General features: G+C 60.7%; 27 protein-coding genes. 21 read left to right on the forward strand and 6 right to left on the reverse strand.

All coding sequences use genetic code 11. The annotated features are described in order from the left end of the window. A complete protein-coding gene (locus HNE05_RS08180) occupies nt 1-579 on the reverse strand; it encodes a Maf family protein (protein ID WP_173205423.1) in 579 nt (192 codons plus the stop codon). Between the two features lie 103 nt (nt 580-682). Here HNE05_RS08180 and HNE05_RS08185 point away from each other — a divergent pair, with 103 nt between their 5' ends. The 13 genes from HNE05_RS08185 (at nt 683) to HNE05_RS08245 (ending at nt 10,766) form a co-directional block, all read left to right on the forward strand. Further along, nucleotides 683-1,210 carry a YceD family protein gene (locus HNE05_RS08185; RefSeq protein WP_173205426.1) on the forward strand — a complete coding sequence of 176 codons (528 nt, stop codon included), beginning with the start codon at nt 683-685 and terminating at the stop codon, nt 1,208-1,210. Between the two features lie 13 nt (nt 1,211-1,223). Further along, nucleotides 1,224-1,406: a 50S ribosomal protein L32 gene (gene rpmF / locus HNE05_RS08190; RefSeq protein WP_003245185.1), complete on the forward strand. Its 183-nt coding sequence runs from the start codon at nt 1,224-1,226 to the stop codon at nt 1,404-1,406. Nucleotides 1,407-1,409: 3 nt separating this feature from the next. Next, nucleotides 1,410-2,420, forward strand: a complete 1,011-nt coding sequence (plsX, locus tag HNE05_RS08195) for a phosphate acyltransferase PlsX (RefSeq protein ID WP_173205429.1) — start codon at nt 1,410-1,412, stop codon at nt 2,418-2,420. Nucleotides 2,421-2,571: 151 nt separating this feature from the next. Further along, the gene (gene fabD, locus HNE05_RS08200; protein WP_173205432.1) at nt 2,572-3,510 is read left to right on the forward strand and encodes an ACP S-malonyltransferase; all 939 of its coding nucleotides are present in this window, start codon (nt 2,572-2,574) and stop codon (nt 3,508-3,510) included. 20 nt (nt 3,511-3,530) lie between these two features. Further along, complete coding sequence (gene fabG / locus HNE05_RS08205; protein ID WP_173205435.1) at nt 3,531-4,274, forward strand: 3-oxoacyl-ACP reductase FabG; 744 nt, start codon at nt 3,531-3,533, stop codon at nt 4,272-4,274. Nucleotides 4,275-4,463: 189 nt separating this feature from the next. Next, nucleotides 4,464-4,697 carry an acyl carrier protein gene (gene acpP, locus HNE05_RS08210; protein WP_160081363.1) on the forward strand — a complete coding sequence of 78 codons (234 nt, stop codon included), beginning with the start codon at nt 4,464-4,466 and terminating at the stop codon, nt 4,695-4,697. 112 nt (nt 4,698-4,809) lie between these two features. Continuing rightward, nucleotides 4,810-6,054, forward strand: a complete 1,245-nt coding sequence (fabF, locus tag HNE05_RS08215) for a beta-ketoacyl-ACP synthase II (RefSeq protein WP_173205438.1) — start codon at nt 4,810-4,812, stop codon at nt 6,052-6,054. After that, the gene (pabC, locus tag HNE05_RS08220; protein ID WP_173205441.1) at nt 6,054-6,869 is read left to right on the forward strand and encodes an aminodeoxychorismate lyase; all 816 of its coding nucleotides are present in this window, start codon (nt 6,054-6,056) and stop codon (nt 6,867-6,869) included. The genes fabF and pabC overlap by 1 nt, the downstream gene beginning before the upstream one ends. Before the next feature lie 3 nt (nt 6,870-6,872). Then, nucleotides 6,873-7,910, forward strand: a complete 1,038-nt coding sequence (gene mltG, locus HNE05_RS08225) for an endolytic transglycosylase MltG (RefSeq protein ID WP_173205444.1) — start codon at nt 6,873-6,875, stop codon at nt 7,908-7,910. Nucleotides 7,911-7,919: 9 nt separating this feature from the next. Continuing rightward, entirely contained in the window at nt 7,920-8,552 is a 633-nt protein-coding gene (gene tmk, locus HNE05_RS08230; protein ID WP_173205447.1) for a dTMP kinase, read from the forward strand. After that, on the forward strand, nt 8,545-9,531 hold the full coding sequence (locus HNE05_RS08235) for a DNA polymerase III subunit delta' (protein ID WP_173205450.1): 987 nt from the start codon (nt 8,545-8,547) through the stop codon (nt 9,529-9,531). The genes tmk and HNE05_RS08235 overlap by 8 nt, the downstream gene beginning before the upstream one ends. 34 nt (nt 9,532-9,565) lie before the next feature. After that, nucleotides 9,566-9,922, forward strand: coding sequence for a PilZ domain-containing protein (locus HNE05_RS08240; protein WP_110682561.1), 357 nt, complete (start codon nt 9,566-9,568; stop codon nt 9,920-9,922). A gap of 61 nt (nt 9,923-9,983) precedes the next feature. Further along, nucleotides 9,984-10,766 carry a TatD family hydrolase gene (locus HNE05_RS08245; protein ID WP_173205454.1) on the forward strand — a complete coding sequence of 261 codons (783 nt, stop codon included), beginning with the start codon at nt 9,984-9,986 and terminating at the stop codon, nt 10,764-10,766. A 440-nt stretch (nt 10,767-11,206) separates the two neighbouring features. Here HNE05_RS08245 and HNE05_RS08250 read toward each other — a convergent pair whose 3' ends face one another. Beyond that, a complete protein-coding gene (locus HNE05_RS08250) occupies nt 11,207-12,340 on the reverse strand; it encodes an aminotransferase class V-fold PLP-dependent enzyme (protein WP_173205457.1) in 1,134 nt (377 codons plus the stop codon). 74 nt (nt 12,341-12,414) lie between these two features. On the opposite strand from HNE05_RS08250, the gene HNE05_RS08255 reads away from it, so the two are divergent. The 5 genes from HNE05_RS08255 to HNE05_RS08275 all read left to right on the forward strand — a co-directional run bounded on the left by HNE05_RS08255 (nt 12,415) and on the right by HNE05_RS08275 (nt 16,438). Then, a complete protein-coding gene (locus HNE05_RS08255) occupies nt 12,415-13,053 on the forward strand; it encodes a TetR/AcrR family transcriptional regulator (RefSeq protein WP_173205460.1) in 639 nt (212 codons plus the stop codon). An 81-nt stretch (nt 13,054-13,134) separates the two neighbouring features. After that, nucleotides 13,135-14,103 (forward strand): GTP 3',8-cyclase MoaA, encoded by a 969-nt coding sequence (locus tag HNE05_RS08260; protein WP_173205463.1) that lies wholly within the window; start codon nt 13,135-13,137, stop codon nt 14,101-14,103. 140 nt (nt 14,104-14,243) lie between these two features. Continuing rightward, on the forward strand, nt 14,244-15,137 hold the full coding sequence (locus HNE05_RS08265; RefSeq protein WP_173205466.1) for a radical SAM protein: 894 nt from the start codon (nt 14,244-14,246) through the stop codon (nt 15,135-15,137). A gap of 82 nt (nt 15,138-15,219) precedes the next feature. Then, a complete protein-coding gene (locus HNE05_RS08270; protein WP_173205469.1) occupies nt 15,220-15,825 on the forward strand; it encodes a DUF4823 domain-containing protein in 606 nt (201 codons plus the stop codon). A gap of 46 nt (nt 15,826-15,871) precedes the next feature. Next, nucleotides 15,872-16,438, forward strand: coding sequence for a DUF1285 domain-containing protein (locus HNE05_RS08275; RefSeq protein WP_173205472.1), 567 nt, complete (start codon nt 15,872-15,874; stop codon nt 16,436-16,438). Between the two features lie 64 nt (nt 16,439-16,502). Here the strand turns inward: HNE05_RS08275 and HNE05_RS08280 are convergent, their stop codons facing one another. Both HNE05_RS08280 and HNE05_RS08285 read right to left on the reverse strand, forming a co-directional pair. Continuing rightward, nucleotides 16,503-17,528 (reverse strand): hypothetical protein, encoded by a 1,026-nt coding sequence (locus tag HNE05_RS08280; protein ID WP_173205475.1) that lies wholly within the window; start codon nt 17,526-17,528, stop codon nt 16,503-16,505. A gap of 202 nt (nt 17,529-17,730) precedes the next feature. Next, a complete protein-coding gene (locus HNE05_RS08285; protein WP_173205478.1) occupies nt 17,731-18,141 on the reverse strand; it encodes a RidA family protein in 411 nt (136 codons plus the stop codon). Between the two features lie 139 nt (nt 18,142-18,280). Here HNE05_RS08285 and HNE05_RS08290 point away from each other — a divergent pair, with 139 nt between their 5' ends. The 3 genes from HNE05_RS08290 to HNE05_RS08300 all read left to right on the forward strand — a co-directional run bounded on the left by HNE05_RS08290 (nt 18,281) and on the right by HNE05_RS08300 (nt 21,300). Next, on the forward strand, nt 18,281-19,183 hold the full coding sequence (locus HNE05_RS08290) for a LysR family transcriptional regulator (RefSeq protein ID WP_173205481.1): 903 nt from the start codon (nt 18,281-18,283) through the stop codon (nt 19,181-19,183). A 251-nt stretch (nt 19,184-19,434) separates the two neighbouring features. Then, the gene (locus HNE05_RS08295) at nt 19,435-20,277 is read left to right on the forward strand and encodes a hypothetical protein (protein WP_173205484.1); all 843 of its coding nucleotides are present in this window, start codon (nt 19,435-19,437) and stop codon (nt 20,275-20,277) included. Then, a complete protein-coding gene (locus HNE05_RS08300; protein WP_173205488.1) occupies nt 20,278-21,300 on the forward strand; it encodes a HEPN domain-containing protein in 1,023 nt (340 codons plus the stop codon). Nucleotides 21,301-21,600: 300 nt separating this feature from the next. Here the strand turns inward: HNE05_RS08300 and HNE05_RS08305 are convergent, their stop codons facing one another. Further along, nucleotides 21,601-21,966 carry a VOC family protein gene (locus HNE05_RS08305; protein WP_173205491.1) on the reverse strand — a complete coding sequence of 122 codons (366 nt, stop codon included), beginning with the start codon at nt 21,964-21,966 and terminating at the stop codon, nt 21,601-21,603. A gap of 18 nt (nt 21,967-21,984) precedes the next feature. Continuing rightward, complete coding sequence (locus HNE05_RS08310; RefSeq protein ID WP_173205494.1) at nt 21,985-22,602, reverse strand: hypothetical protein; 618 nt, start codon at nt 22,600-22,602, stop codon at nt 21,985-21,987. Nucleotides 22,603-22,719: the final 117 nt, after the last annotated feature.

Genomic DNA, 22,719 nt, shown 5'->3' on the forward strand with positions numbered 1-22,719 from the left:
TCAGGGAATGCTCAGGCCTTCGTTGTGCAGCATGCTGACCAGGCGGATCAGTGGCAGGCCGACCAGGCTGGTGGTGTCCGTGCCTTCGGTGGTGCGAAACAGGCTGACGCCGAGTCCTTCGGCCTTGAAGCTGCCGGCACAGTCGTAGGGTTGCTCGGCTTGCAGGTAGCGGGTGATCTGCGCTTCGTCGAGTGAGCGAAAATGTACGGTGAAAGGTACGGCGTCGACCTGGCAGTGTCCCGTGCTGCTGTTGAGCAGGGCCAGGCTGGTGAGGAAAGTAACGCTGTTGCCGCTGGCTGCCAGTAGTTGATGCTTGGCGCGGGCAAAGTCATGGGGCTTGCCGATGATGTGCTCGCCCAGTACGGCGACCTGATCCGAACCGATGATCAGGTGGTGCGGGTATTGCCCGCTCAGGGCGCGCGCCTTGGCTTCGGCGAGGCGGCGTACCAGTGCTGTGGCGCTTTCGCCGGGTGTCGGCGTTTCGTCGATGTCTGGGCTGCTCCATATAAAAGGATGGCGCAGGCGGGTCAATAATTCGCGGCGGTAAGCTGAGCTTGAGGCGAGTACCAGGGGTAGCATGGGCTTCTCCTGAAAAAAGCGAATTTTAGCCAGTGCGCTGCCTGGCGCACAGGGCTGAATTTCCTTTGACAGGGTGGGGGTGCGTCCCTAGAATGTCGCGCCTATGTTGAATGGACCGATTCCACCCCACGTTGATCCGCGCAAACTCGCTGATCGCGGCGTTACCCTCGAAGGGTCGATGCCGCTGGCAAGTTTCGAGCGTCTCTGCGACCCGCTGGTCGATAACGCCGGTATGGTGCACGCGAAGCTAGCCTTCGTGCGTGGTGAGCGACGTGCTGTGAGTATTCACAGTGAGCTCAAGGTTGAGGTCAAGATGATTTGCCAGCGTTGTCTGGAACTGGTCGTCCTGCCGATCCAAAGCGAGTGTGATTACGCGGTGGTGAAGGAAGGTGCGGATACCCAGTCGCTGCCTCAGGGCTATGACGCGCTTGAAGTGGGTGAGGATCCTCTGGATCTGCTGGCGTTGGTCGAAGATGAGCTGTTGCTCGCTCTGCCCATCATTCCGGCCCATGCTCATGAAGATTGCCAGCAGCCGGCCGGTCTCGAAGAGCCCGAGTCGAGCGAGGACGAGGTACCGCGGTCCAACCCGTTCAGTGTTTTGGCGCAGTTAAAGCGTGACCCAAACGTTTAGGAGTTAATCAGTTATGGCTGTTCAGCAGAACAAAAAATCCCGCTCTGCCCGCGACATGCGTCGTTCCCACGATGCTCTCGAGGCCAGCACTCTGTCCGTCGAGAAGAGCACCGGTGAAGTTCACCTGCGCCACCACGTATCTCCGGAAGGCGTATACCGTGGTCGCAAAGTGATCGACAAGGGCGCTGACGAGTAATCCTTGTCCGCTCCGCTGATCGCGATTGATGCAATGGGTGGGGACTTCGGTCCCCACTGCATTGTTCCAGCCAGCATCGCCTGTCTGGTTGAGTTTCCCTCGTTACATCTGGTCCTCGTCGGCCAAGCCCCCATTCTTGAAGAACTGATCGCCCGGCATCCTGCTGTGGATCGCGCACGCCTGCACGTCGAACATGCCAGCGAAGTGATCGGCATGGACGAGCGTCCTTCCCAGGCGCTGCGTGGCAAGCCCGATGCTTCCATGCGTGTGGCGCTGGAACTGGTGCGCAGTGGGCGCGCGCAGGCCTGCGTCAGTGCCGGTAATACCGGGGCCTTGATGGCGCTGTCGCGCTACGTGCTGAAAACCCTGCCGGGCATTGATCGCCCGGCGATGGTCAGCCCGGTGCCGACCGCTACGGGCAGCTGTCAGTTGCTCGATCTGGGGGCGAACGTCGATTGCAGTGCCGAGCACCTCTACCAGTTTGCCGTAATGGGCTCGGTAGCGGCCGAAGCATTGGGCGTCGCCAATCCTCGAGTGGCGCTGCTGAACGTCGGTACCGAAGAGGTGAAGGGCAACCAGCAGGTCAAGCTGGCGGCGAGTCTGTTGCAGCAGGCTCATGGCTTGAATTACACCGGTTTTATCGAGGGTGACGGCCTCTATCGTGGTGAGGCGGATGTGGTGGTGTGCGACGGTTTCGTCGGCAACATCCTGCTCAAGTCCAGCGAAGGTCTGGCAGCCATGATCTCGGCGCGGATCGAGAACCTGTTTACCGCCAATATCGCTGCGCGACTGGTGGGCAGCATGGCCTTGCCGCTGCTGCGCCGCTTGCAGGGCGATTTGACGCCGGCGCGGCACAACGGTGCGAGCTTTCTCGGTCTGCAGGGGATTGTGGTGAAAAGCCATGGCGCTGCGGGGGTAGAGGGCTTCCAGAGTGCCATTCGTCGCGCCTTGATCGAAGTCCGCGAGAACCTGCCACAGCGCCTGCATGGGCGTCTCGAAGATCTGTTGCTCTAGCCGATTCCACGGCGCGCATTCGAACATCTGAGAAAACCTGCGGTCTGGTCTGTGACCGCAGGTTTTTCCGTGTCATCCAATCTGCAGTCCTGTGCCTGGCTCTGCCGGGTATGCAATCCCCCAAACGATCAGTAAATAAGGGAAAGTTTTGATGTCTACCTCCCTCGCATTTGTCTTTCCTGGCCAAGGCTCGCAGTCGCTCGGCATGCTGGCCGAGATTGGCGCACAGCGGTCGCTGATCCGCGATGCGTTCAACGAGGCAGCCGATGCCCTCGGTTATGACCTGTGGGCACTGACCCAGCAAGGGCCGGAAGAGCGACTCAACCAGACCGACAAGACCCAGCCGGCCATCCTGGCGGCTTCCATTGCCCTGTGGCGTCTGTGGCAGGCTGAAGGTGGCGCGCAGCCCGCTTTCGTCGCCGGGCATAGCCTGGGTGAGTATTCGGCGCTGGTGGCGGCTGGCAGCATCGGCTTTGCCGAGGCGCTCAAGCTGGTCGAGCTGCGTGGCCAGCTGATGCAGCAGGCCGTGCCGGCCGGGCAGGGCGGCATGGCGGCGATTCTCGGTCTGGACGATGCCGATGTGCTGGCGGCCTGCGCCGAAGCAGCCAATGGTGAAGTGGTCAGTGCGGTGAACTTCAACGCTCCCGGTCAGGTGGTGATTGCCGGTGGCGCGGCCGCTGTCGAGCGTGCCATCGAAGCTTGCAAGGCGCGTGGCGCCAAGCGTGCCATGCCGCTGCCGGTCAGCGTGCCGTCGCACTGTGCGCTGATGCGCCCGGCGGCAGAGAAATTCGCCGAGGCGGTCGCCGCCCTGAACTGGCAGGCGCCGCAGATTGCCCTGGTGCAGAACGTCACGGCGGCGGTGCCGGCCGATCTGGATAGCCTCAAGCGTGATCTGCTGGCGCAGCTCTACAGTCCGGTCCGCTGGGTGGAAACTATCGTGCTGCTGGCTGAGCAAGGCGTCACCGACCTGGTCGAGTGTGGCCCCGGCAAGGTCCTTGCAGGCTTGAACAAGCGTTGCGTCAAAGGCATCAATACTCACAATCTGGAAACCCCGGACGCTTTCGCAGCGGTTCGCGCGGCGCTGGTTTGATTAAGCAAGGAGAGACCTCTATGAGTCTGCAAGGCAAGGTTGCATTGGTAACGGGCGCGAGCCGTGGCATCGGCCAGGCTATCGCTTTCGAGCTGGGTCGCCAGGGCGCCGTGGTCGTCGGTACCGCCACCTCCGCTGCGGGTGCCGAGCGTATTGGTGAAGCGTTCAAGGCCGAGGGTATTCAGGGCGCTGGCCTGGTTCTGGATGTCGGTAGCGATGAGTCGGTAGCCGCTGTTCTCGAGCAGATCCAGAAGGATTTCGGTGCCGTGGCCATTCTGGTCAACAATGCCGGCATCACCCGCGACAACCTGATGCTGCGGATGAAGGATGACGAATGGTTCGATGTCATCAACACCAACCTCAACAGCCTGTTCCGCCTGTCCAAGGCCGTGCTGCGCGGCATGACCAAGGCCCGCTGGGGGCGCATCATCAGCATCGGCTCGGTGGTCGGTGCCATGGGCAATGCCGGGCAGGTCAACTACGCTGCTGCCAAGGCTGGTCTGGAAGGTTTTGGTCGCGCCCTGGCGCGTGAGGTGGGTTCGCGTGCTATCACCGTCAACTCGGTGGCGCCGGGCTTTATCGATACCGATATGACTCGAGAGCTGCCGGAAGCCCAGCGCGAAGCGTTGTTGACCCAGATTCCCCTGGGCCGTCTGGGCCAGGCCGAGGAAATCGCCAAGGTGGTCGGTTTCCTCGCCTCCGACGGCGCAGCCTATGTCACTGGCGCCACTGTGCCGGTGAATGGCGGCATGTACATGAGCTGAATGTGACTCGGCGCTTCAGGAAATTGTCATAAAAGCTGTCTAAAGTCCGTTACAAAAGTGCAATCAGCGGCAGACAGCGCTGTGAACTGTTCTGGAAGGGCTTGGCGTTTGGCTTGAAAGTTAGAAAACCCTTTCTATACACTGCGGCTCAGCTGCACGGATCTTTTTCCATAGGAGTGAAAACTAGACATGAGCACCATCGAAGAACGCGTCAAGAAAATCGTCGCCGAGCAACTGGGCGTTAAAGAAGACGAAGTCACCAACAGTGCTTCCTTCGTCGAAGACCTGGGTGCCGACTCCCTTGACACCGTTGAGCTGGTGATGGCTCTGGAAGAGGAATTCGAGACTGAAATCCCGGACGAGCAAGCTGAGAAAATCACCACCGTTCAGGAAGCCATCGACTACATCAACGCCCACGGCTGATTGATCGTAATCGACGGTTTTCGGACCAGGAAAAGCCGCACTGCCCCTCACGAGGCGTGCGGTTTTTCTTTAATGGGCCGCTTAGTGGCAAACAGAACAAGAGGATTTCGCAGTGTCGCGTAGACGCGTAGTGGTTACCGGTATGGGCATGCTGTCGCCTTTGGGCGTCGATGTAGCGAGCAGTTGGCAGGGAATTCTGGCCGGCCGCAGTGGCATCGGCCTGATCGAGCATATGGACCTGTCCGCTTACTCCACTCGTTTCGGCGGCTCGGTCAGGGGCTTCAATGTCGAGGAGTACCTGAGCGCCAAGGAGTCCCGCAAGCTTGACCTGTTCATCCAGTACGGCCTGGCAGCCAGCTTCCAGGCGATGCGTGATTCCGGTCTGGAAGTCACCGACGCCAATCGCGAACGCATCGGTGTGGCCATGGGCTCCGGTATCGGCGGCCTGACCAACATCGAGAGCAACTGCAAGTCGCTGTTCGAGCAGGGGCCGCGGCGCATTTCGCCGTTCTTCGTGCCTGGCTCGATCATCAACATGATTTCCGGCTTCCTGTCGATCCACCTGGGTCTGCAGGGGCCCAACTATGCCATTGCCACGGCGTGCACCACGGGCACCCACTGCATTGGCATGGCCGCACGCAATATCGCCTATGGCGAAGCTGATGTGATGGTCGCCGGTGGTGCCGAGATGGCCACCAGTGGCCTGGGCATGGGCGGTTTTGGTGCTGCACGCGCGCTGTCGACCCGCAATGACGATCCGACCAAGGCTAGCCGCCCGTGGGACAAGGGGCGCGATGGTTTCGTCCTGTCCGACGGCGCCGGCGCCCTGGTTCTGGAAGAGCTGGAGCACGCCAAGGCGCGCGGCGCGACCATCCATGCCGAGCTGGTCGGTTTCGGCATGAGTGGCGATGCCTACCACATGACCTCGCCGCCGGAAGATGGCGCCGGCGCGGCGCGCTGCATGAAGAATGCGCTGCGTGATGCCGGTTTGAATGCCGATCAGGTGCAGTACATCAACGCCCACGGCACCTCGACCTCGGCAGGCGACAAGGCCGAGGCGGCGGCGGTCAAGTCGGTATTTGGCGATAACGCCTACAAGCTGTCGGTCAGCTCGACCAAGTCGATGACCGGCCACCTGCTCGGCGCTGCCGGTGCGGTTGAGGCGATCTTCAGCGTGCTGGCCCTGCGTGATCAGGTGGCGCCGCCGACCATCAACCTGGATGAGCCGGACGAAGGTTGCGACCTGGACTTCGTCGCCCATCAGGCCAAGGCCCTGCCGATCGACGCGGTACTGTCCAACTCCTTCGGTTTTGGCGGCACCAACGGCTCGCTGGTGTTCCGCCGGTTCGCCGGCTGATGCTGAGCTGGGTCGACGGCCAGCCGGCCACGCAGCTTTCCATCCTTGATCGCGGCCTGGCCTATGGCGATGGTCTGTTCGAGACCATCGCCGTGCAGCGCGGCCAGCCGCGCTTGCTGGCGCGGCACCTGGCGCGCTTGCAGCAGGGCGCGCAACGCCTGTCCCTGGCGCTTGATCTGCAAGTCGTGCAGGCCGAGTTACTGGCCTTCTGTGCCGAGCTGGGCGAAGGCGTGGCCAAGTTGATCGTCACCCGTGGCGAAGGCTTGCGCGGTTATGCGCCGCCGCAACCAACCCGGCCCTGCCGTGTTCTGTTGGGTAATCCCGCGCCGGTCTATCCGCCTGTGCATGCCGAGCAGGGCGTGTGCCTGTTCCCCTGTGTCACCCGCCTGGCCGAGCAGCCGCTGCTGGCAGGTCTCAAGCACCTCAATCGCCTCGAGCAGGTTTTGGCCCGTGCCGAATGGCAGGACCCGGCCTATGCCGAGGGCTTGATGTGCGACAGCTCGGGGCGGGTGATCGAAGGTGTCTACAGCAACCTGTTCCTGTGCCGGGATGGTCAATTGCTGACGGCCGATCTATCGCGCTGCGGCGTGGCGGGGGTGATGCGTGCCGAGGTGCTGGCCCAGGCCGAAGCGCTCGGGATAGTCGTGCACATCCGCGATATCAGCCGCGCAGAACTGCTCGCCGCCGATGAGGTGTTTCTCTGCAACAGCCTCTACGGCATCTGGCCGGTGCGCGAATTGCAGGGCCACGACTGGCCGGTAGGCCCGCTCACCCGTAAACTGCAGGCCATTATCCGCAGTCTTCTGGATTCCTGATTCGTGATTCGCAAGTTTTTGCTGCTGCTCGCCGCAGGTGTGCTGCTGCTCGTGTTGTCTTTGGCACTGGCGGCCTGGCGTATGCATTCGGTGTTGCAGCAACCGCTGCAGCTAAGTGAGGAACGCCTGCTGATTGTTGAGCCCGGTGCTACGCCTGGCGGCCTGCTCAATCAGCTGGAGGGCGAAGGCGTGCTGGATGGCGCCTTCTGGTTGCGCCTGTACTGGCGCTTCAACCTGACCGGGCAGCCGCTGCACAGCGGCGAATACCGCCTGCTGCCAGCCCAGACTGCCCAGGACCTGCTCGGCATCTGGCAGCGTGGCGAGGTGGTGCAATACAGCCTGACCCTTGTCGAAGGCTGGAGCTTTCGCCAGGTACGCGCGGCCCTGCACAAGCAGGTTGCCCTGAAGCAGACCCTGGCCGGGCTCGACGATGCCGCCTTGATGACCAGGCTCGGTCAGCCGGGTGCCAACCCCGAGGGGCGCTTCTTCCCGGATACCTATCGCTATGTGCGCGGCATGAGCGACTTCGATCTGCTCAAGCAGGCCCATGCTCGCCTGACCGAGGTGCTGGAAGAGGAGTGGCAGCAGCGCGCCGAGGGTCTGCCCTATCGCAAGCCTTACGATGCGTTGATCATGGCTTCCATGGTGGAGAAGGAGACCGGTGTGCCGGCCGAGCGTGGCCAGATCGCCGGTGTGTTCGTCCGCCGTCTGCGTATGGGCATGCGCCTGCAGACCGATCCGACAGTGATCTTCGGCCTCGGCGAGCGTTATAACGGCAACCTCACGCGCGCCCATCTGCGTGAGCCGACGCCGTATAACACCTACACCATCGATGGCATGCCACCGACGCCGATTGCCCTGGTCGGCCGCGAGGCGATCCATGCTGCATTGCACCCGGTGGCGGGCAAGAGCCTGTATTTCGTCGCGCGCGGCGACGGCAGCCATGTATTCTCCGACTCCCTGGAGCAGCACAACCGCGCGGTGAGCGAGTATCAGCTCAAGCGTCGTGCCGACTACCGTTCCAGTCCAGCACCCCAATAAGGATCATCCGTGAGCGGTCTGTTCATCACCCTCGAAGGCCCGGAAGGGGCCGGCAAAAGCACCAACCGCGAGTACCTCGCCGAGCGCCTGCGCGAGCAGGGCATCGAGGTGCTGCTGACTCGCGAGCCGGGCGGTACACCGCTGGCCGAGCGTATCCGCGAGTTGCTGCTGGCGCCGAGCGCTGAGCAGATGGCCGCCGATACCGAGCTGCTGCTGGTATTTGCCGCCCGCGCTCAGCATCTGGCGCAGGTCATAGTGCCGGCACTGGGCCGTGGTACGGTGGTGCTCTGTGACCGTTTCACCGATGCCACCTATGCCTACCAGGGCGGCGGGCGTGGCCTGTCCACGGCGCGTATCGCCCAGCTGGAAAGTTTCGTGCAGGGCGAGCTGCGTCCCGACCTGACCCTGGTGTTCGACCTGCCGGTGGAAGTCGGCCTGTCTCGTGCGGCTGCCCGTGGTCGTCTGGATCGCTTCGAGCAGGAAGGCCAGAACTTCTTCGAAGCGGTGCGGCAGACCTATCTGCAGCGTGCTGCCGCCGCGCCGGCACGCTACCGCGTGCTGGACGCCGCGCAGTCGCTGGCTGGCGTGCAGCAGTCCATCGATCGACTGCTGCCGGAAATCCTGGAGCGTTGCCGTGGCTGAAGCCTACCCCTGGCAGCAGGGCCTGTGGCAGCAGCTGGCCGGTCGCCAGCAGCATGCCCATGCCTACCTGCTGCATGGTCCGGCCGGCATCGGCAAGCGTGCCCTGGCCGAGCGCCTGATGGCGCTGCTGCTGTGTCACAAGCCGGTGGGCCTGGAGGCCTGCGGGCAGTGCAAGGGCTGTTATCTGCTGGCCGCCGGGACTCACCCGGATAACTATGTGCTGGAGCCGGAAGAGGCGGACAAGGCGATCAAGGTCGACCAGGTCCGCGATCTGGTCAGCTTCGTGGTGCAGACCGCCCAGCTCGGCGGACGCAAGGTCGTCCTGCTGGAACCGGTAGAGGCGATGAACATCAATGCCGCCAACGCCCTGCTGAAGAGTTTGGAAGAGCCGGCCGGCAACACCGTGCTGCTGCTGGTCAGCCATCAGCCCAGCCGCCTGTTGCCGACCGTGAAGAGCCGCTGTGTGCAGCAGGCCTGCCCGCTGCCAGACCAGGCCAGCAGCCTGGCCTGGCTGGCCGAGGCACTGCCGGAGTGCGGCGAGGACGAGCGTCGCGAGCTGCTCACCCTGGCTGCCGGTTCGCCACTGGCCGCTCGCCGTCTGCATCAGCAGGGCGTGCGTGAACAGCGTGCCCTGGTGGTCGATGGAGTGAAGAAGCTGCTCAAGCAGCAGGCCAGTGCCAGTCAACTGGCCGAGGCATGGAAGGCCATGCCGATGATCATGCTGTTCGACTGGTTCTGCGACTGGAGCCAGGCCATGCTGCGCTACCAGCTGACCCGCGACGAAACGGGGCTGGGCCTGGCCGATATGCACAAGGTGGTGCAGTATCTGGCGGACAAGACCCCGCAGCCGAAGTTGCTGGCCATGCAGGATTGGCTGCTGCAACAGCGGCAGAAAGTGCTCGGCAAGGCCAACCTGAACAGTGTCTTGCTTCTCGAAGCATTGCTGGTGCAGTGGGCAAGCCTGCCTGGACCGGGCTAGAATCGAAAATTGGATAGTCTGCTAGGAATGTCGCATGAGCTTGCCACCCAATCTTGGCCCGCGTAACGGAATCCTGTCCCTGACTATCAAGGACAAGTCCGTGCTCTACGCCGCCTATATGCCGTTCATCAAGAATGGCGGCTTGTTCATTCCCACTGCCAAGAGCTACAAGCTCGGTGATGAAGTGTTCATGTTGCTCAATCTGATGGACGAACCGGAGAAGATCCCGGTCGCCGGCAAGGTCGTCTGGATCACCCCGAAAGGTGCCCAGGGCAACCGCGCCGCTGGCGTTGGTGTGCAGTTCAACGATGGCGACAACACCGCGCGGAACAAGATCGAGACCTACCTGGCCGGTGCGCTGAAATCGGATCGTCCGACTCACACCATGTAATTCGTCCCAAGTGACTCTGCGCCACCTGTGAAGGTGGCGTTTTCGTTTAAGTGGTATGCCCATGCTGATCGACTCCCATTGCCACCTCGACCGCCTCGACCTGGCTCTCCATAACGGTTCCCTGGATGCCGCCCTCGACGCGGCGCGCGCTCGTGGCGTGGCGCATTTCCTCTGCATCGGTGTGAGTGCTGCCAACGCCGCGGCAGTCAAAGGCCTGGCCGAGCAGTACGCCGATGTCGATTGCTCGGTGGGGGTGCATCCGCTGGATCTGCAGCCGGGCGCCGCTCCGGTACTGGACTGGCTGCTGGCCGAGTTGAACCATCCGCATGTGGTGGCCATCGGCGAAACCGGCCTGGATTATCACTACGAACCGGAAGCGGCGGAGCTGCAGCAGCAGTCCTTCCGCCTGCACCTGGACGCCGCGCGAATCACCGGCAAACCAGTGATCGTGCATACCCGCGAGGCGCGTGCCGATACCCTGGCCCTGCTGCGCGAAGCCGCCTTGCCCCAGGCCGGCGTGCTGCACTGTTTCACCGAAGACTGGGACATGGCCAAGGCCGCGCTGGATCTAGGCTTCTATATTTCCCTGTCCGGCATCGTCACCTTCCGCAATGCCGACGCCCTGCGTGAAGTGGCGCGCAAGGTGCCGGCCGATCGCCTGCTGGTAGAAACCGACTCGCCTTACCTGGCGCCGATTCCCTACCGCGGCAAGGCCAACCTGCCGCAGTACGTGCGTGAGGTGGCGGAGTTCCTGGCGCTGGTGCGCGGCGAGCGTTTCGAGGATCTGGCCGCGCAGACCACGGCCAACTTCAAGCGTTTGTTTCCGCTGGCCCGCGTAGCCTGAGATATTGCCCGTAAGGAGTGAGCCCGCCGTTTTCGACGGAGCGCTGTCGCGCCGCAAACTCTGTAGGAGCCAGCTTGCTGGCGATGCTTTTGAGCTGCCCAGATCGCCAGCAAGCTGGCTCCTACAGGTCTCCGTGCAGATTTAATTTTTACATGTAAAACAAAGAGTTATTTTTAGTTTGATGAGAGTGAGCCCGCTAGCGGATGGATGATCTTGCCAAATCGCAGGCAAAAAAAACCCGGATTCTGGGGGATGAATCCGGGTTAAGACCATTAGGAGTAAATCAAGATACGCGGTCCACGGTACCTTGACTGGCGGGGCACTTGGGGGGATATGCCGCACACCAGTAAGCTCAAGTATTGGTCATGTTTCCCCATCGTCCAGGCAGGTTGCCGCGGTTTTTTAAACAGATTTGGAATACCGCGATGGCTGCTGAGCACTCAGCCATGTGCCATCTGGCCCAGTAGCGCCAACGTCTGCTCGATCACAGCAAAATCCGTGTAGAAATGTGGCGAAAGGCGCACACCTTTACCCCGTTGCGCGCAAATCACCTGCTTCTCCCGCAGCTGGGTAAACAGCTGTTGGTTATCCCAGCCGGCCAGGCTGAAGGTGATGATGCCGGCCCGGCGTGCCGCCTCCAGCGGGCTGTGCAGGCTGGCGCCGGGTAGGCGTTGCAGGCCCTCCTGCAAGTACTGCATGCGTTCTTCCAGCAGCGCGCCGACCTTGCTCATGCCGACCTCTTCCAGTAGCGACAGGCTTGCTTCCAGGGCCATGGCGCCGAGCATGTTCGGGCTGCCGCATTCGAAGCGGCGGGCGCTGCGGGCCGGTTGCCAGTCGGTGCGGTCGTAATCGCCGGCATGTTCCAGCATGTGCCAGCCGTATTCATGCAGGGTCAGTTGCTCGCGCAGATCGCTGCGGCAATAGAACACGCCCAGGCCTTCCGGGCCGAGCAGCCACTTGTGCCCGTCGGCCATGGCGAAGGCGCAGCCGCTGGCCTGTACATCGAAGGGCAGGGCGCCGAGTTGCTGGATGGCATCGACGCAGAACAGCACGCCCTTGCCCGCGCAACCGGCACCGAGGCGTTCGAGATCCAGGCGCAGGCCGCTGGCATATTGCACCGCGCTGATCGACAGCAGTCGCGTGCGCGGCCCACAGGCGGCCAGCAGATCCGCTTCTGGATCGCGGCCTTGTAGGCTGACCTGAACCACTTCGACTCCGCGTGGCTTGAGTGCCTCCCAGGCGATGCGATTGGACGGAAACTCCTCGTCGCTGATGACGACCTGGTCGCCGGGGCGCCAGTCTAGGCCGAAGGCGACGAACGACAGGGCCTCCGAAGTATTCTTGACCAGGGCGATGTCGGCGCGGCTCGGTGCATTGAGCAGACGCTGCAGGCGTTCACGCAGGCGCTGTTCGACTTTCAGCCACTGCGGGTAGTCGCGGGCGCCGAGCCGGGTGTTCTGCTCGGCAAACTGGCGCACGGCCTCTGCGGCGCGCTTCGGCCAGGGAGCCACGGCGGCATGGTTGAGATAGAACAGGCCGGGTTCCTGGGGAAACTCATCGGAAAACACTGACATGGGCGATGATCCGTGCAATTTGACGTTGAACAGGCATAATATCGCGCCTTGATTTTTCATCCTGTAGTCACTTTATGAACAAAGAACCTCGCAAAGTCCGTGAATTCCGCCGTCGCGAACAGGAAATTCTCGATACCGCGCTGAAGCTCTTCCTCGAGCAGGGTGAAGACAGCGTAACCGTCGAGATGATCGCCGACGCGGTGGGCATCGGCAAAGGCACCATCTACAAGCACTTCAAGTCGAAGGCGGAGGTCTACCTGCGCCTGATGCTCGACTACGAGCGCGACCTCAACGAGCTGCTGCACTCGGCCGATGTCGACCGCGACAAGGAAGCCCTGTCGCGTGCCTACTTCGAGTTCCGCATGCGTGACCCGCAACGCTACCGTCTGTTCGACCGCCTGGAAGAGAAGGTGGTCAAGGGCAATCAGGTACCGGAGATGGTCGAGCAGCTGCACAAGATCCGTGCCTCCAACTTCGAGCGCCTGACCCTGCTGATCAAGGGTCGCATCGCCGAAGGCAAGCTCGAAGACGTGCCGCCGTACTTCCACTACTGTGCAGCCTGGGCCCTGGTGCACGGCGCCGTGGCGCTGTACCACTCGCCGTTCTGGAGCAACGTGCTGGAAGACCAGGACGGCTTCTTCCAGTTCCTCATGGATATCGGCGTGCGCATGGGCAACAAGCGCAAACGCGACGGCGAAGCGCCGGCGGTCTGATGCTATTCAGCCCGCCTATGATGCGTTCTTTGCAGTCGACGGCGGGCATATACTCCGGCTCATACCCAGTCGGAGTTGCCCATGATCGTTGACCGCCAGGGCAGACGCTTTCGTAATCTGCGCATTAGCCTGACCGCCGCCTGCAACTATGCCTGCACCTACTGCGTGCCGGACGGCAAGCGTCTGGTCGCGGCCCAGGACGAGTTGTCCGCCGAGGCCATGGTGCGCGGTGTTGCCTACCTGATCGAAGCTGCCGGCATCGAGCGTCTGCGCATTACCGGTGGCGAGCCGCTGGTCAGTCCCAAGCTCGACCTGTTCCTGCGTGAAGTCAGCCAACTCGGCCTCAGCGACATCAGTCTGACCAGCAATGGCCAGTTGCTCAGTCGCAAGCTGCCGCTGCTGCTGGAAAGCGGCATGCGCCGGCTGAATATCTCCCTGGATACCCTCGACCCCGATGCGTTCAAGCGCATTGCCCGTGGCGGCGATCTGGCCAGCGTGCTGCAGGGCCTGGAAGAGGCGCGCGCGGCGGGCATGCAGATCAAGATCAACATGGTGCCGCTGCGCGGGCAGAACCACGAGCAGGTCTTGCCGATGCTCGATTACTGCCTGGAGCGCGGCTTCGAGCTGCGTTTCATCGAACTGATGCGCATGGGCCATCTGGCCCGTGATGGCAATGCGTTCCTGCAGCAGTTCTATGGCATGGACGAGTTGCTGCTGCGCATCGGCGAGCAGCATGAGTTCGTCCAGGCCGACGCGCCGCTGGATGCCACCGCCTTGCGCTACCAGATTCCCGGGCAGGGCTACTTCGGCGTCATCGCCAACGAAAGCGTGCCGTTCTGCCGCACTTGCTCGCGCCTGCGCCTGTCGTCCACCGGCTGGCTGCACGGCTGCCTGTCGTCGAGCAACCGCCACTATGTCGGTGACCTGCTCGACAAGCCGCGTCACCAGGCCTTGCCGGCGCTACAGCGGCTGCTGGTGCGGGCGCTGGGCGACAAACAGGACATTGCCTTTGCGGGCGGTGTTACCGTGATGAAAATTATCGGCGGCTGATGATCTGCTGCGCGTCGGCCATGCGTCGTTGAAAACACGCTCGGAAAGCTCATTTACTGCAGTAAACTCCGCTTCCTCGCGTCTTTTCGCCTAGCCTGGCTCTAGCTCGCGAGATCATCAATTATTCGTGTATCTCAAAAATGTCTGCCGAATTTCCCATCGCCTATATCGAACCGGTCTTCCGTCCGCCGAGCGAAGCCCACTCGCTGATCCTGCCGGTGACTAACGGCTGCTCGTGGAACCACTGCACCTTCTGCGAGATGTATACCCAGCCGCAGAAGAAATTCCGCGCCCGCGACGAAGCCGAAGTGCTGGAAGAGATCCGTCGTGCCGGTCAGCAGCTGATCGTCCAGCGCGTGTTTCTCGCCGACGGCGATGCCCTGGTGCTGCCGACGCGGCGCCTGCTGAGCATCCTCACCGCCATCCGCGAGCACATGCCCGAGGTGACGCGGGTTTCCAGCTACTGCCTGCCGCGCAACCTGCGCAAAAAGTCGGTGAGTGAGCTCAAGGAGCTGGCTGACGCCGGGTTGAAGATGGCCTATGTCGGGTGCGAGTCCGGCGACGATGAGGTGCTGGCGCGGGTCAACAAGGGCGAGACCTACGAGTCCAGCCTGAGTGCTCTGGAAAAGCTCGGCGAGGCGGGCATCACCCGCTCGGTGATGATCCTCAATGGCCTCGGTGGCACCGCGCTCAGCGCCCAGCACGCCGACAATTCGGCACGCCTGATGAACGCGGCCCAGCCCGAGTTTCTCTCGACTCTGGTGGTCAGCTTCCCCACTGGTGAGGCGCGTTTTCGCGAAGGTTTTGCCGACTTCGAGCCGCTCGGCCAGCATGAGCTGTTCGTCGAAGTCGAGCGCCTGCTGCAGGGGCTGGAGCTGCGTGACACGGTATTCCGCAGCGACCACGCCTCCAATTACCTGGTACTCAAGGGCAATCTGGGCGCCGACAAGGCCCGCCTGCTGGCCCAGGTGCGTCAGGCCATCGAGCAGCCTCAACAAGCCCGGTTGCGCCAGGAGTGGCAACGCGGCCTGTGAGTGATTGGCTGCTGAGCTGGCGCGGAAGCTGCAGTGGTCGTCTATCCGCCGGTTTTCCGTCACCGGCTCGGGAGGATTTGCGATGCGAAGCTTGATTCTGCTGCTGGCCCTGTTCGGCCTTACCGGCTGCATGAAGGTCAGCGATATGGCCGCCGGTACCGAGTACCACCTGCGCGATGCCGGGGTGCTGGAACACAGCGACACCCGCCGCGCCAACACCTGGCGTCTGCAGGCCGATTCGTTCGTGTTCATCGCCCAGAGCCATTTCGTGCCGCCGGGCAAGGCCTATCCGCGGCCCAATGTGGTGGCCGAGGAGGCCTTCAAGGCCTTCGTCGAGTACTTCCCGCTGGTGCGCCGTGCCGCTCAGCCGCGGGGCCTGGAAGAGGCGATGAACGACGCCCGCAGCGCCGGCGCCCATTACCTGCTGTACACCCGCTTTGCCGGCGCCGATGACCGTATCGGCACCGTGGTGGAGTTGGAAGATCAAGAAGCCCTGGATCGTCTGGGGATCGATAGCGGCGTGATCCAACTGATGCTGATCGAGACCAATACCCGCTACCTGGTGGATACCGCCAGTATCCGCAATCGTGGCGGTTTCCTGACGTTCTATGACAACCAGCCCGAAGACATGCTGCGGCAGCCTTTCGAGCAGTATGCTCGTAGCCTGCTCGGTGTGAGTGAGCAATAAGCGCTGGCCGCTGCATACTGCATAACGGGGCGACGAGGAGTACGTGATGAGTGATCCGGGCAAGGCCGGCGACCTGCTGGCGCAGATTCCCAAGGGCGAAGGCAAGAGCCTGCCGCCGGTGCACCTGTGGAATCCGGATTTCTGCGGCGACATCGACATGCGCATCGCCCGCGATGGCACCTGGTTCTACCTGGGCACGCCGATCGGCCGCAAGCCGATGGTCAAGCTGTTCTCCACCATCATTCGCCGCGACGGCGACGATTACTTCCTGATCACCCCGGTGGAGAAGGTCGGCATCAAGGTCGACGATGCACCGTTCGTGGCCGTGACCCTGCAGGTCGAAGGCGAGGGCGAGCAGCAGGTGCTGCGCTTCACCAGCAATGTCGACGACGAGATCGAGGCCGGTGCCGAGCACCCGCTGCGGGTCGAGATAGACCCCGCGACCGAGGAGCCGGCGCCTTACCTGCACGTGCGCACCAACCTGGAAGCACTGGTGCACCGCAACGTGTTCTATCAGCTGGTCGAACTGGCCGTGCCCCGTCAGATCGACGGGCAGACCTGGCTGGGCGTCTGGAGCGGCGGTGAGTTCTTCCCCATCGGCCCACAGCCCTGAAGGCCGCCCCGCAAGCAAAAAAACGCGGCATGGCCGCGTTTTTTGTTTGTGGCATCCAGTGCGCTCAGCGCTTGCCGGGGATGCGGATTCGCTTGCCGGTTTCGATCGGCGCTCTACCGAAACCTACGCTCTCCCGATCATGGCCGATACGGATGCTGAACGGTCGTAGCACCTCGAATTCGCAATGCTCGACCTGGGTGAAGTGGTGTACCTGCAGTTGGCTCTGGTCAATCCTGGCGACCTGGTCGAAGCGGCGGCGAATCTGGAACTGCTGTGCGCCACGGCTGCGCTGAATGTAGGCCTGCGGCTCGCTGGCTGGCTGCACGGTAGGCGCGGGAAGTGGGCGAATAAAATCCTGCTCGGCGGTCAGGGTTAGCCAGGTGCTGTTGCCGGGGGCCAGGGATGGCACCTTGCCGAGCGCCTGAATCGAACCCACTGCGGTGGGTTGGCCGGCGACCGGATCCTCATACACCGTCAGGGTGACCAGCTCTTCCATGGAGGGTGCATCCCCCATGTTCTTGATCCGCACCTGCACATCACGCAGCGAGTCGGGTTTGGCGGCCGTGTCGATGATCTTCCAGTTCTGATCGGCTGGCGGTGCCGGGTTGTAGATCTCGCCGCTGGAAAAGATGGCCGCTTGCGGCACAGTGCCTTTTTCCCAGGTGAAGATATTGTTGTTCTCTTCGCTTTCAGTGACCTCGCTGCCACTGTCGACGGTGATACGAAAGGCGTATTTGCTGCCGAAGTCGGCCTTCTTCACCTGTACCGGCAGTTTTATCGACAGGCCGAGGATGTGCGGGTTGGTGTCCGAGCTGCCGGGATATCCGCTCAGGGCGTCGACGTCGACCGCTACGCTGTAGGCGGTGCCGCTACTGAGCTTGTCGCCCTTCATGATGTCAAGGCGCACCTTGCACGGAGCGCTGGGACCTGTCGGATTCTTCGTGTCCGCAATGCCTTTCTCTTTATCGATGAACTTGCAGTTGTTGATAAGGACATAGGCGAACCAGGGTTGTGCCGGGTCATAGCAAGCCTGGCCAGGTTTGGCCTCTTCCATGCCTTTGAAGGTAACGGTCAGGTCGGGTTGGCTCATGGGTCATTCATCCGTGCTGAAGGGAAAGTCCGTCCGAAGAGCGGAATCAGCCTGCGGGGAGCAGGGCGGTCAGTACGGCTGAACTACATCTGACGGGGCGCCAGCAGTATTAGCGCAAATTCACGCAGATGCCTGGTCGTTGGCCACGGATATTTCCTGCGCCAGGCATTTCCAGTGTTGGCTGCTGGGGTCTGTACAGCTGTCAGATGTTCTGCGCAATGTGCGGCAGCCTGGCGATCACCTTGATCTCGAAGTCGAAGCCAGACAGCCAGGTCACGCCGATAGCGGTCACCGTTGGGTAAGGTGCTTCGCCCCAGAACTCGGCGGCTACTTCCCAGATGGTCTCGAATTTCGAGTCCGGGTCGACCATGAAGATGGTCGTATCGACCACATCAGCGAAGCTACAGCCTGCTTCGGCCAGGATCGCATTGAGGTTGGCAAAGGTAAGGCGCACCTGCGCGCCCAGGTCCGGCTCGGGCGAGCCATCCTTGCGGCTGCCGACTTGACCGGACACGAACAGAAAGCCGTTGGAGCGAATCGCCGGCGAGTAGCGATGCAGCTCGTACAGCGCATGGCGGTCAGGTGGGAATACCACATCACGTCTACAGGTCATTGCATGCCTCCATCGCGGCCATTGCGGCCGGTTGTTTACGATGGAGTCACTGTAAGAAGACGGCCGGCATCGATAAACCAGCAATACTCTCCAGCACTGTTTGTAGAATCCAAACAATCCCGATCAGTCTGGAGCCGCGATGGACCGTTTCGATGCGATGCAGGCATTCGCCCGCGTAGTGGAAACCGGCAGCTTCACCAAGGCCGCCGACACCCTGCACATGAGCAAGACCAGCGTGACCCAGCTGGTGCAGCAGCTGGAGGCGCGACTGCGCGTGCGCCTGCTCAACCGCACCACGCGCAAGGTCAACGTCACCGCCGACGGCGCCGCCTACTACGAGCGGGTGATCCGCCTGCTGGCCGACATGGACGATGCCGAAACCAGCCTGTCCGCCGCCTCGGCCGTGCCCAGGGGCAGGCTGCGGGTGGACGTACCCAGCCCGCTGGCCAGCATGATCCTCATCCCGGCGCTACCGGCCTTTCACCAGCGCTACCCCGAAATCCAGCTCGACCTGGGTGTCAGCGACCGCTACGTCGACCTGATCGGCGACAACGTCGACTGCGTGGTGCGCGGCGGCACCATCAGCGACCAGTCGCTGGTGGCCAGGCACCTGGGCGATCTGCAGCTAGGCATGTACGCAGCGCCCGGCTACCTGGCGCGCGCCGCCGTGCCCGCACACCCGAGCGAACTGGCGACGCACCACATCGTCAGCTTCCTCGGCGCGCGCAGCCGCAAGGCCTTTGCCGGCATCATGCAACGCGGCGAGGAACGTATCGGCCTGCAGGGCCGCCCGGCTCTGGCGGTGGACGACGGCAACGCCTACCTCGCCGCAGGCCTCGCGGGCCTGGGCATCCTCTGGCTACCGCACTACATGGCCAAGGCCCACCGGGCGAGCGGGGCGCTGGTGCCTTTGCTCGAAGACTGGCAATTGGACCCCATGCCGCTCTATCTGGCTTACCCACCCAACCGACATGTCAGCGCCAAATTGCGGGTGTTTATCGATTGGGTGGTGGAGCTGATGGCAGAGCATGCGGGGCGCTGAATGTGAGCTGTGTGCGGCGCGGATAGGTGATGCGGCGTTGCTTGGCCAGGTTTAAGGTTTGGTGGGACTGCTTTCAGCCAAAAGCGCCCCATCTGCCTGTTTAATAAATCTGCCCCCTTTTCCTGTTCTGGGACACTCCTCTTTTCATTCCAGAATCTGGATGTATAGTTATAACTCTCTACATTCTTTCCTTGCTTGAAGAGTAGATATTCAATAAATAGATAAGCATAAATAATCTGGGGGTCGGAATTATGAGTGAACTGGCAGACCGGGTGAGGAGTTGGGTTGGTGAGCAGGGTTATCCGTTAGAAATGTTAGTGGCGAAGGGATTCCGGGAGGGTGGGTTTGTAGCTAGGCAGTCGGAATATTTTCTCGATCACGAAAGCGGAGATAGTCGGGAAATTGATGTGGTTGCTTCAACTCAAAAAATGATAGGTAATGTGCTTGTCAGAATTACCGTATGTGTTGAGTGTAAGTCGGCTAAGAAACATCCATGGGTTTTGTTTTCATCTAAAGATACGCGAATTTCTAGCCCGGCTGCAGTTGTTCAGCGTCCTGCAAACTTGTTAGGGTATGAGTTGCTTAAAAGCATTTCTCATAATAAGTATGCGCATAATACTCCGTTCTTTAAATTGAGTGGTCGAAACGGGTATGCAATGACTGAGGCGTTTACAAGTGGTAAGGATAATGCATACTCGTCCTGTGTCAGCGTTGCAAAGTGCGCTAGATCACTGACAACAGGTGCGCTGGAGGTGAGCGAGGAACAGGTGCCTCTTTGTGAGATAGTTTTCCCGGTAATATTTTTACAGGGCGCACTATTTGAATGTCATCAGGATGATGTTGAATTGGAGGTGGCTGAGGTAGGTAGTGCGACTTTAATCTGGCGAAATCAGATATCTAATGTAGGTCACTCGATAATATCAATTTATACGGAGAAAACTTTGGGGAAGTTGGTTAGAGAGGCCTCTAGGCTGGCTAGCTTCATCTTTGATCAGGTCGATAGTTTTGAGAGAATAGAGAGGGATTTTCTGAGTAAATATGAAAATCGCTGGAGTATTAAAAACTCTCGGCTTAGCAAGGATAGGAGAGAATAGGTGGAGGTCATTTTTAAGAGCTTCATTATGCTTGCCAATGCAAGTGTTAAGGGTTCATTTAAGTACAAGAATTTGTTCCAGATTATTCCGGCTCCAGATGACTTTCCACGAGCACCCTGTTTAGAGGCTCATCATCCATGTTTGTTAGAGCTGAAGTACGAATTTGAATTCGATCCCGATTTAAAGATGCCAGATGGCGAGTTTGTTCCTGACTGGATACAGCAAAAAGACCGGGAAGGGAAAATTATTCACGAGATTTCTTCCCTCTTCGGTGTGTACTCATTGTCAAATTTTGTTTTCCCGTCGGGTGGGCATAGCTGGAGTATCAATACGGAGGATGGGTCTGATTTGGATTTGCAGTGGCGCCAGCTTTCATATTTTGTTGAGGATGGAAGGCATCAACATAAAATAAGCAAATTTACAGATACTGGGTGCCTTCCCATGGAGCAGGTTGAGACGTCCAAGGTTTATAATTTTGGCGCTCGATTTATTGGGGACGACTTTTCCATTCCTGACTTTCTGCCGGGAATTTTAGACTCCTATTACATTCTTGAGCAGGATGATAGGGATGCTATTTTAAGAGCGGCAAGCATCTTTAATAGCGCTATAAAAATTAAAACGATATCATCCTCTATATCATTTGCTACATTCGTATCTTCAATCGAGTCCCTTGTGGACTATCAATATAGAGGGAGTAAGGTTGAGAGTTGTAAGGAATGCAATACGCCCAGATACTCTGTGACTAGAAAGTTTACCGACTTTCTTAAGCGTTACAGTTCGGATTCTAATGAGCTAGTAAAGTTTTACAAAAGTGCATACGGTCATCGCTCAAAGATTCTTCATGCTGGAGCCCTTTTTCTAGGTGAGCACATTCCTTTGAGTTGGGCAGAAAGCGACTGGAGTGCATATCACATGCGCTCTGGGATTGAGCGTATATGCAGAATAGCCTTCGCTAACTGGTTGCTTGAGCGGGCTCAGATGAGAAGGTGTGCAGAATTTTGTGTGCCTGGGGCAGAATACTAAAGGAAAAGCACAACTTTCATGCATCTCTGAGTGACTGCTTTTGGCCGATTTTGTTGAAAAAGTCGCTTTGCCAAAACGGCCCCAGTCGTGACCGATGAAAACGCCTTTTCCGCGCGTCGCTACGTGAAATCTGAGCCCGCAAATCTCTGCCGACTTTTAATATTTCAGTGTCAGGCGTTAACTTTTCCGCTGCGGTAACCAGGGCCGACTTTTTCAACAGAGTCGGCCGACTCCTGCCCCTCGATTTTGGCTCCTTGAGCCTCTCGACAACCTCTGCGCAAATCGAGAAGCGGACAACCGCTAAGTATTCTGCGCGATATGCCAGAGCACGCCGCTCGGGTCGAACAGTACGAATTCCCGCATCCCCCAGGGTTGATCGACAAGGTCGCCCATGCGCACGGCAAAGCGTTCGGCCAGGCCCGATTCGCTCAGGTGGCGGTGCCAGGCGTCGACATCTTCTACCAGCAGGTGCATAACGAAGTTCTCCGCCTGTTCGCGCACATAGAAGTTCTGCAGCAGGAAGCTGCAGTTGCTGAGGCGCATATAGGCCAGGTTGTCGTCGCTCCAGGCCATGCTGAAGCCCAGGGCCTGGTAGAAGTCCTGGGAGCGGGCGAAGTCTCTGGCGGGCACCAGGGTCTTGAGTTCCACGCTGTTGAGGTTGCTCATCGGCGGTCTTCCTTGCGGTCAGTACAGGTCGTTGCGTTTGGCTGGCTTGATCACCTGGAAGAAGCTGTAGCCCAGACCGATATCGGTCACCACGCGGGTGCAGACGGCGGGGATGGCGATCAGCGCGTGGATCAGCATGGCCGTGGCCGCGTAGGCGCCGAATTCGATAGCGCGCAGGGGCAGCGGCAGAGGATCGCGGCGGCTCTCCAGCAGCTCCTGGCGCAGGGCGGGCAGGTCGGGCCAGTGCTCGCTGTCGATCTGCGTGCGCATGCCTTGCGGGTAGAGGTTGCGGCTGCGGCAGCCGCGGCGGAAGGCGCGCCACATGCGTTTGGGTTCGAGCACCAGGCCGGTGGAGAGGGCGATCAGGTTCATGGTGCCGAGCAGTGGTGAATGGAACATCGAGCCGGTGCCCAGTTCCCAGGCGCTGACTTCGCCCTCGCCGATGCGCCCGGTGCTGTAGCCGGTCGCGACGTGGTGCAGGTCGTGGTACTTGAGGTAGCGGTGGCGGGTTTCGATATTCGGCAGCGGCACCAGCAGGCAGCCGGTGTAGACCGGCACGGTGCAGGCTTGGCGGTCGGCGGTGTCGGCAAAGCCGCAGCGGCGGTAGAAGGCCGCCAGTTCTTCCTTGAGCGTCATGGGTTCTTCCTTGTGTTTGTAGGAGCCAGGGGGACGCCTAGTCCTTGCTGGCGATCTTGGCAAGTCAAAAGCATCGCCAGCAAGCTGGCTCCTACAGGGTTAGCGGGCAATCCCCGA

It is taken from the genome of Pseudomonas campi, assembly GCF_013200955.2.
In the GTDB taxonomy this organism is placed as follows: domain Bacteria; phylum Pseudomonadota; class Gammaproteobacteria; order Pseudomonadales; family Pseudomonadaceae; genus Aquipseudomonas; species Aquipseudomonas campi.